General features: G+C 44.0%; 1 protein-coding gene. It reads left to right on the top strand.

All coding sequences use genetic code 11. From position 1 onward, the window contains the following. Positions 1–500 (top strand): tetratricopeptide repeat protein (locus R7040_RS28500; protein WP_318097891.1); only part of this gene is annotated, 500 nt, incomplete at its 5' end. Between the last annotated feature and the right edge of the window lie 77 nt (positions 501–577).

Below are 577 nucleotides of genomic sequence, written 5' to 3'. Positions count from 1 at the left end.
CGGACGATATCTATCAAGCATTGTTATCCAAAATGCCGGAAAACCCAGATGTTTGGCTGAACTTAGCCGACAATTACCGCGCGCAGCAACGTGAGCAAGAAGCGATTGATACACTAGATAAAGCGATTGAACGCCTTCCAGACAATGCCGCCCTGCATTATTCGAAATCTTTGACGCTCGTTCGTTTAAACGACAAAGAGCAAGCCGCAAATGAAATCGAAAAAGCGGCTAACATGGCGAAAAACAATAGCTACTTTTGGTATTTGAATGGTGTGCTACAAGAAGAGTTCAGTGTCGATAAGGCTGTGAAATCTTTTGAACAGGCTTACTTGATTTCAGGCGCGCCAGAGCAACTGTACGCGGTTTGTGATATCTATATTCGTTACGATAATCCGAAAACGGATGAATGCTTGACGGAACTAGAAAAAGTCGCACCAAGCTATGTGATTGACCAGCTAAAACAGAAAAGAGCGCTGACTTCTGCAAAGCCTAAAAGCTAGTCAACCCGCTTTTCATCTTCTTTTCGCGCGGTGACGTAACACACTGCAAATGGCACATTAAGGCGAGAAAACTCTTT

The organism is Vibrio sp. 1069 (assembly GCF_033340555.1).
The sequence above is the reverse complement of the archived record's forward strand: the minus strand, read 5'-3'. Positions and strand labels throughout refer to the sequence as shown.